Source organism: Rugamonas violacea (assembly GCF_016461825.1).
Taxonomy (GTDB): Bacteria; Pseudomonadota; Gammaproteobacteria; order Burkholderiales; family Burkholderiaceae_D; genus Rugamonas.
Genome location: NZ_JAEMNU010000049.1, coordinates 120,227 through 126,603, shown reverse-complemented (window position 1 = coordinate 126,603; position 6,377 = coordinate 120,227). Strand labels below are relative to the sequence as shown.

The following is a 6,377-nucleotide window of genomic DNA, read 5'->3' as shown; positions in this document are numbered from 1 at the left end:
CCCGCGCCGAGGTGTTGGTGCCCGTGGCGCTGGCGCCGCCGATCGTGGCGTTGAGCGCGGCGATGTTGTGCAGCGACTCGTTGAGCTTGGGCAGGATGGCGCTGCGCTGTTGCTGCACCGAGAGCAACTGGTTGGCCGTGACGTTGTAGATGCTGTTGAAGTGTTGCGACATCGAGTCGGCCGCCGTCACCACCTGCTGGCGCAGCGGCGTCGAGGTCGGATCGACGCCGGCGGCGTTGAGCGCCTTGAAGAATTCGTCGATGCCGGCGCTCAGGCTGGAGCGGTCGTCGCCCATCACCCGCTCCAGTTGGGTCAGGTAGGGCTGGGTTTGCGAGCGCAGGCCCAAGTCGGAGGCGGCCCGCCACATTTGCTGGCTCTTGTAGGCATCGCTGAAACGCAGCAGCGAGCTGACCTCGACGCCGCTGCCGGCGCTGCCGACGTTGCCGCCCGGGCCGATCGCCGCCAACAGCACGCCCTGCCGGGTGTAGCCCTTGGTCTGCAGGTTGGCGATGTTCTGCGAGGCGGTGTTGAGGGCCGCTTGGGCGGCGAGGGCGCCGGACAGTGCGTTATTCGAAATGCTCATTGTGCAATGGTCTTTCCTGGTTGAGGCCGGAGGACCAGTTGCGCTGGTACAGCCACTGGTCCGTTAATTGTAAAGGGCGACCACGGGTCAGCTTACATTAAGCGGCTTGGCGAAGTTCTGCACCGGCGCGCCCGGCGCCGGCTGGGCCGGCGGCAGCAACTGGCGCAGGATGGCGTCGGCGATGCCGAAGGCGCGCTGGCCGGCCATCTTGTCGGCCACCAGGTTGTCGGCCATGTCCAGCATGTCGCTGTTGATCGGGTCCTTGAAGACGCTGTCCGGGCCGGCCATTTCGCGTGTCGACGAGCGCATCTGGTGCAGCATGTGGCCGATGAAGAAGCTCTCGAATTTGATGGCGGCCTCGGTGGCCTTGGCGCGGTAGTCCGGATCGACGGCGGCCGGCGCCGGCGCCGCCTCGGCGGCGTCGCCGGCCTGGCCGGCGGCGAGCGGGTTCTGGTTCAGCAGGGGAGTCATGGGTGGTCCTTAAATGACGATCAGTTCGCCTTCGATGGCGCCGGCCTGGTCGAGCGCCTGCAGGATCGCCATGATGTCGTCGGGCGAGGCGCCCAGGCTGTTGACGGTGTCGATGATGGTTTGCAGCTTGGCGCCGGCCGGCCACTTGAACATCTGCCCCGAGCCCTGGTCGACCGACACGTTCGATTGCGGCGTGGTGGTGGTCTGGCCCTGGCTGAACGGCGCCGGCTGGCTGACCTTCGAGCTCTCCGAGATGACCACCTTGAGCGAGCCGTGGGTGACGGCGGCGGCGCGCACGCGCAGGCCCTCGGCGATCACCACCGTGCCGGTGCGCGAGTTGAACACCACCTTGGGCGAATCGTCGCCGATGTCGATGTTGAGCGATTCGAGCTTGGCCATGAAGGCGACGCGCTGGGTCGGGTTGTCCGGCGCCACCACCTCGATGCTGGTGGCGTCGCTGGCGGTGGCGATCTGGCCGAAGCGCTTGTTGATGCTGTCGACGATGTTGGTGGCGGTCTGGAAGTGCGGGTGGCGCAGCGACAGGCGGATGCTCGGCTTGGTGGCGAAGTCGGTGCCGATCTCGCGCTCGACCGCCGCGCCGCTGGGGATGCGGCCCGAGGTCGGCGTGTTGACGGTGACCGAGGAGCCGCTGCGGCCGGCCGCGCTCAGGCCGCCGACCACGACGTTGCCCTGGGCCAGGGCGTAGACCTCGTTGTCGGCCGCCCGCAGCGGCGTCAGCAGCAGGGCGCCGCCGCGCAGGCTCTTGGCGTCGCCCAGCGAGGAGACGGTGACGTCGATGTTCTGGCCGCGCCGGTAGCCGGGCGGGAAGATCGCGCTGACCATCACGGTGGCGACGTTCTTGCTTTTCGCGTCGGTGCCGTCGGGCACCTTGACGCCAAACTGCTTGAGCATGTTGATCACCGACTGGCTGGCGAACTTGACCTGGGTCGAGTCGCCGCTGCCGTTCAGGCCGACCACCAGGCCGTAGCCGACCAGCGGGTTGTCGCGCACGCCTTCGATGCTGACCAGGTTGCGCAGCACCTGCGCGGCCTGGGCCGGCGCGGCCGCCAGCAGCAGGGCGCAGGCGGCCAGCAGGGCGGCGGTGGAAAAGCGGGGGCGGGGGGTGTGCATGGGGTGATCCTTAGAACGGCATCCAGGGGCCGGTGAAGAAGCGCGTCAGCCAGCCCGGCGTCTGGGCGTCGGCCAGGGTGCCCTGGGCCGAGTAGGCGATGCGGGCGTTGGCGATGCGCAAGGACGACACCTGGTTGTCGGCGTCGATGTCGGCGGCGCGCAGGTAGCCGCGCAGGCGGACGAATTCCTCGCCCTGGTTCAGGGTCAGGCTTTTCTCGCCGGCGACGCGCAGCAGGCCGTTGGGCAGCACCTCCTGGACGATGACGGTGATGGCGCCGGTCAGGGCGTTCTGCTGCGTGCTGGTCGAATCGCCGGTGAAGGAGCGGGTGGCGCCCAGGTTCAGGCCGGCCTTGGGGAAGGTCTTGCCCAACAGGCTGGGGGTGGCGACGTTGGCCGCCGAGTCCTTGGAGAAGCTGGTGCCGGCCTTCTTGCTGGCCTGGGTGGTTTCCTGCAGGTTGACGGTGACCACGTCGCCGACGCGGAAGGCGCGGCTGTCCGAGGTCAGCGACAGGCCGCTGTCGGCGCTGAACACGCCGCCCGAGCTGCCCTTGGGTGCGACGCCGCGGGCGACGGCGGGCGGCTCGTCGGACGGGCCGGGCCGCACCGCCGGCGGCGCCAGGCTGGCGCAGCCGCCCAGCAGCAGCGCGGTCAGGGCGGTGAGGGCGGTTTTCATCAGCGCGCCGCCGCCGCCAGGTACTGCAGCATGTTGTCGGCCGCCGACAGCACCTTGGTGTTCATCTCGTAGGTGCGCTGGGCGGCGATCATGTCGACCATCTCTTCGACCACCTGGACGTTGGAGCCCTCCAGCGCGCCCTGCTTGAGCTTGCCCAACTGGGCGTCGCCCGGGTTGCCCTCGGTCGGCGTGCCGCTCGAGGCGGTTTCCTGGAACAGGTTCTCGCCCAGCGCCAGCAGGCCGGTCGGGTTGATGAAGCTGGTCAGGGTCAGTTGGCCCAGTTGCGAGGCGGCGGTGTTGCCGGCGATGGTGGCCGAGACCACGCCGTTCTCGGCGATGGTGACGGCGGTGGCGTTGGCCGGCACGGTGATCTGCGGGATCAGCGGCAGGCCGTGGGCGTTGACCATGATGCCGTTGGCGTCGACCTGCAACTGGCCGGCGCGGGTGTAGGCGGTCTCGCCGTTGGGCCGGCGCACGGCGAGGAAGCCGTTGCCGGTGATGGCCACGTCGAGCGCGTTGTTGGTGGTTTGCAGATTGCCGGTGGTGAACACCTTCTGCGTGCCGACCATGTGCGTGCCGTTGCCCAACTGCACGCCCGACGGCGCCAGGGTGTTGTTGTCGGCGCGCTGGGTGCCCGGCTGTTGCTCGATCGAATAGAACAAGTCCTCGAAGACGACGCGGTCGCGCTTGAAGCCGACGGTGTTGACGTTGGCCAGGTTGTTGGCGATGGCTTGCAGTTTGGCGTCTTGCGCCTGGACGCCGGTCTTGCTGATCCACATTGCTGGATTCATGGAGTTCCCCTAATTTGTGTACGTGTGCGCTACGGAGGGCCGGCTCAGCCGCCGACCAGGCGGTTGCCGACTTCGGCCATCGAATCGCTGGCCTTGAACAGTTTCATCTGGATCTCGAAGGTGCGGTTCAGGCTCATCGTGGCGACCATCTCTTCGACGGCCGACACGTTGCTGCCCTCCAGGTGGCCGGGACGCACCAGCACGGTGGCGTCGCTGGCCAGGGGCTGACCGCTGCGCGCCACCAGCAAACCGGCTTCGTTCTTGGTCAGTTCCGACGCTTCGGCCTTGACCAGCTTGAGCTTGTCGATGGTTTGCATGGTCGCCGCGCCCGGGCTCTGGATCGAAATCGTGCCGTCCTGGCCGATGGCGATCTTGCTGTACTCGGGCAGGGTGATCGGGCCGCCCTCGCCGAGCACCGGCATGCCGTTGACGGTCAGGGTGCCGGTCGGGTCCAGGGCGAAGGCGCCGGCGCGGGTGTAGGCCTCGCCGGTCGGCCCCTGCACGGTGAAGAAGCCGTCGCCGGAGATGGCGGCGTCGAGCTCGCGCCCGGTCGACTTCAGCGTGCCCTGGCGGGTCAGCACGGCGTTGGCCTGCAACTGCGTCATGTGGCGGTCGTCGTAGCCGTAGCCGGGCAGGGTCTGCGCGGTCGACAGCTCCATGTTGGCGCGGAAGCCGCCCGTGTCCATGTTCGCCAGGTTGTTGGCGTGCACCTGTTGTCCGCGCAGGGCCCGTTCGGCCCCGCTCATGGCGGTGTAGATCAGCGCGTCCATGCGGTATCCCTTACAGCGCTTGCATCAGCGATTGCATCATCGCGCTCTGCGTCTGGATCACCTTGGAGTTGGCCTGGTAATTGCGCTGCGAGGTCATCAGGCCGACCAGTTCCGAGGTGATGTCGACGTTCGACTGTTCCAGCCGCGCCACGTTGAGGGCGCCGGCCATGCCGACGCCGGGGGTGTCGTACAGCGGCGTGCCGGACTGGGCGTTGGCGGTCCAACTGGTGTCGCTGATGTTGGTCAGCGCGCCCTCGTCGGGGAAGCTGGCGATGGCCAGCACGCCGACGCTCTGCTTCTCGCCGTTGGTGTACTTGGCGATCAAGGCGCCTTTTTCGTTCAGTTCGACGCCGACATAGCTGCCCGAGGCGTAGCCGTCGGCGGCGTTGACGGCCGTGGTCGCCTCGCCGTTGAAGTTGGTGCTGCCGCTGTAGTCGAACACGACCAGCGCGTCGACCGCGTCGCCGATGGCGGCGCCGCCGGCGGGGGTGAGCTTGAGGGCGACCGAGTTGGCCAGCGCCGAGGCCGGCGGCGGGGTGACCGAGGCCAGTTGGCCGGTGGCCGGGGCGAAGGTCAGCGTGGTGTCCGGCGCGCCGGGGTCGGCCACGCCGTCGAGCATGTATTTGATGGTGATGGCGTCCGGCACGGTGTCGTCCTTGATGAAGTACTGGGTCAGGATGCGTTCGCCGCCGAGCGAGTCGTGCAGCACCGTCGACTTCGACATGTTGAACGACTTCCAGTCGGTCGGGTCGAAGGTGGCGGCGTTGACCGGCGTCTTCCAGTCGCGCGACACGTTGAGCGAGAAGCTGGCCTTGGTGGTGGCCACGGCGGGGATCTGGCCGGTCGGGATCGGCAGCTCGCCCAGCGTGCCCAGCTGGGTGCTCGGCGGCTTCTGGGGGTAGCCCTGGACGCGCTGGCCGGCGCCGTTGACCAGGAAGCCGTTGACGTCCTTGGCGAAGATGCCGACCCGGCTGTAGACCGACTGGCCCTGGTTGTCCTTGCTGACGAAGAAGCCGCGGCCGTTGATCGAGGCGTCCAGGCCGCGCCCGGTCGACACGGTGCCGCCGTTCTGGCCGATGCTCTGGGTCAGCGAGCCGATCTCGGTGCCGGTCGGCGTGCTGCCGGCGTACAGCGAGGAGAAGTTGGCGCGGCTCGACTTGAAGCCGTAGGTGCCGGCGTTGGCGATGTTGTGGCTGATCGTGTCCAGCTGCTGGTTGATAGCCTGGATGCCAGACAATGCGATATCGAAACCCATGATAGATACCTTTCTTAGAGACTAGATTGAGTGGCGGAAGCGGATTTGCCGTTGAAGGCGATGATGTCGGACGGGGTGACCGCGCCGACGTTGGCGACGTTCAGGGCGACGCTGCCGGCGCCGGCCATGCGCACACTGTTCAGGCGGCCGCTGACGGCGATCGTCGGCGTGTCCTTGCTGCTGGTCTCGACGGTCATCTTGTAGCTGCCGGCCGGCAGGCCGAGCGCGCTCGGGTCGATGGCGAAGGGCACCACGCCGGCCGGCTGGGTGCCCAGGCTGACGTTGTGCTTGACGCCGTCATCGCCGGTCAGCACCAGGGTGGTCTTGGCGCTGGCGTTGCCCAGCGTGATCTCGCCGCCGACCTTGCTCTTGTCCAGGCTCACGCTGGTGGCGCTGACCAGCACGTCCGAGCCGACCTGGGCGCCCATCGCCAGCACCTGCATGCTCTGCAGCACGCTGGCGTTGGCGCTGGTCAGGGTCGACAGGTTCTGCAGCGATTCGGTCTGCGACAGCTGGGTCAGCTGGTTGATGAACTGGCTCGGGTCGGTCGGCGACAGCGGGTCCTGGTTCTTGATCTGCGCCACCAACAGCTTGGTGAACATGTCCTTGGTCTCGGCCGCGCTGTTGCCGGTGATGCTGGCGCCGCTGCCGGCGCTGGCCGCGCCGCCGCTGTTGCTGTTGTTCAGAAGACTGGTTTGCATGG

The 6,377-nt window shown here is 67.9% G+C and carries 8 protein-coding genes; all 8 read right to left on the bottom strand.

Annotated features, from left to right (window positions below; all coding sequences use genetic code 11):
• A partial coding sequence (locus tag H7U20_RS30190) for a FlgK family flagellar hook-associated protein (protein ID WP_458351868.1) occupies window positions 1-583 on the bottom strand: 583 nt, incomplete at its 3' end.
• Window positions 584-670: 87 nt separating this feature from the next.
• Complete coding sequence (locus H7U20_RS10930; protein ID WP_199759175.1) at window positions 671-1,054, bottom strand: rod-binding protein; 384 nt, start codon at window positions 1,052-1,054, stop codon at window positions 671-673.
• A gap of 9 nt (window positions 1,055-1,063) precedes the next feature.
• Window positions 1,064-2,185, bottom strand: a complete 1,122-nt coding sequence (locus H7U20_RS10925; RefSeq protein WP_199759174.1) for a flagellar basal body P-ring protein FlgI — start codon at window positions 2,183-2,185, stop codon at window positions 1,064-1,066.
• A 10-nt stretch (window positions 2,186-2,195) separates the two neighbouring features.
• Entirely contained in the window at window positions 2,196-2,858 is a 663-nt protein-coding gene (gene flgH / locus H7U20_RS10920; RefSeq protein ID WP_199759173.1) for a flagellar basal body L-ring protein FlgH, read from the bottom strand.
• A complete protein-coding gene (gene flgG, locus H7U20_RS10915) occupies window positions 2,858-3,649 on the bottom strand; it encodes a flagellar basal-body rod protein FlgG (RefSeq protein ID WP_199759172.1) in 792 nt (263 codons plus the stop codon). The genes flgH and flgG overlap by 1 nt, the downstream gene beginning before the upstream one ends.
• 44 nt (window positions 3,650-3,693) lie before the next feature.
• A complete protein-coding gene (gene flgF, locus H7U20_RS10910) occupies window positions 3,694-4,419 on the bottom strand; it encodes a flagellar basal-body rod protein FlgF (RefSeq protein WP_199759171.1) in 726 nt (241 codons plus the stop codon).
• A gap of 10 nt (window positions 4,420-4,429) precedes the next feature.
• Window positions 4,430-5,674 (bottom strand): flagellar hook protein FlgE, encoded by a 1,245-nt coding sequence (locus H7U20_RS10905; protein ID WP_199759170.1) that lies wholly within the window; start codon window positions 5,672-5,674, stop codon window positions 4,430-4,432.
• 14 nt (window positions 5,675-5,688) lie between these two features.
• Window positions 5,689-6,375, bottom strand: coding sequence for a flagellar hook capping FlgD N-terminal domain-containing protein (locus H7U20_RS10900; RefSeq protein WP_199759169.1), 687 nt, complete (start codon window positions 6,373-6,375; stop codon window positions 5,689-5,691).
• Between the last annotated feature and the right edge of the window lie 2 nt (window positions 6,376-6,377).

What these genes read in the sequence shown, in the direction of transcription:
- H7U20_RS10900 (WP_199759169.1), bottom strand. Translation starts at nt 6,375, where the DNA reads ATGCAAACCAGTCTTCTGAACAACAGCAACAGCGGCGGCGCGGCCAGC.
- flgH (WP_199759173.1), bottom strand. Translation starts at nt 2,858, where the DNA reads ATGAAAACCGCCCTCACCGCCCTGACCGCGCTGCTGCTGGGCGGCTGC.
- flgF (WP_199759171.1), bottom strand. Translation starts at nt 4,419, where the DNA reads ATGGACGCGCTGATCTACACCGCCATGAGCGGGGCCGAACGGGCCCTG.
- H7U20_RS10930 (WP_199759175.1), bottom strand. Translation starts at nt 1,054, where the DNA reads ATGACTCCCCTGCTGAACCAGAACCCGCTCGCCGCCGGCCAGGCCGGC.
- H7U20_RS10925 (WP_199759174.1), bottom strand. Translation starts at nt 2,185, where the DNA reads ATGCACACCCCCCGCCCCCGCTTTTCCACCGCCGCCCTGCTGGCCGCC.
- flgG (WP_199759172.1), bottom strand. Translation starts at nt 3,649, where the DNA reads ATGAATCCAGCAATGTGGATCAGCAAGACCGGCGTCCAGGCGCAAGAC.
- H7U20_RS10905 (WP_199759170.1), bottom strand. Translation starts at nt 5,674, where the DNA reads ATGGGTTTCGATATCGCATTGTCTGGCATCCAGGCTATCAACCAGCAG.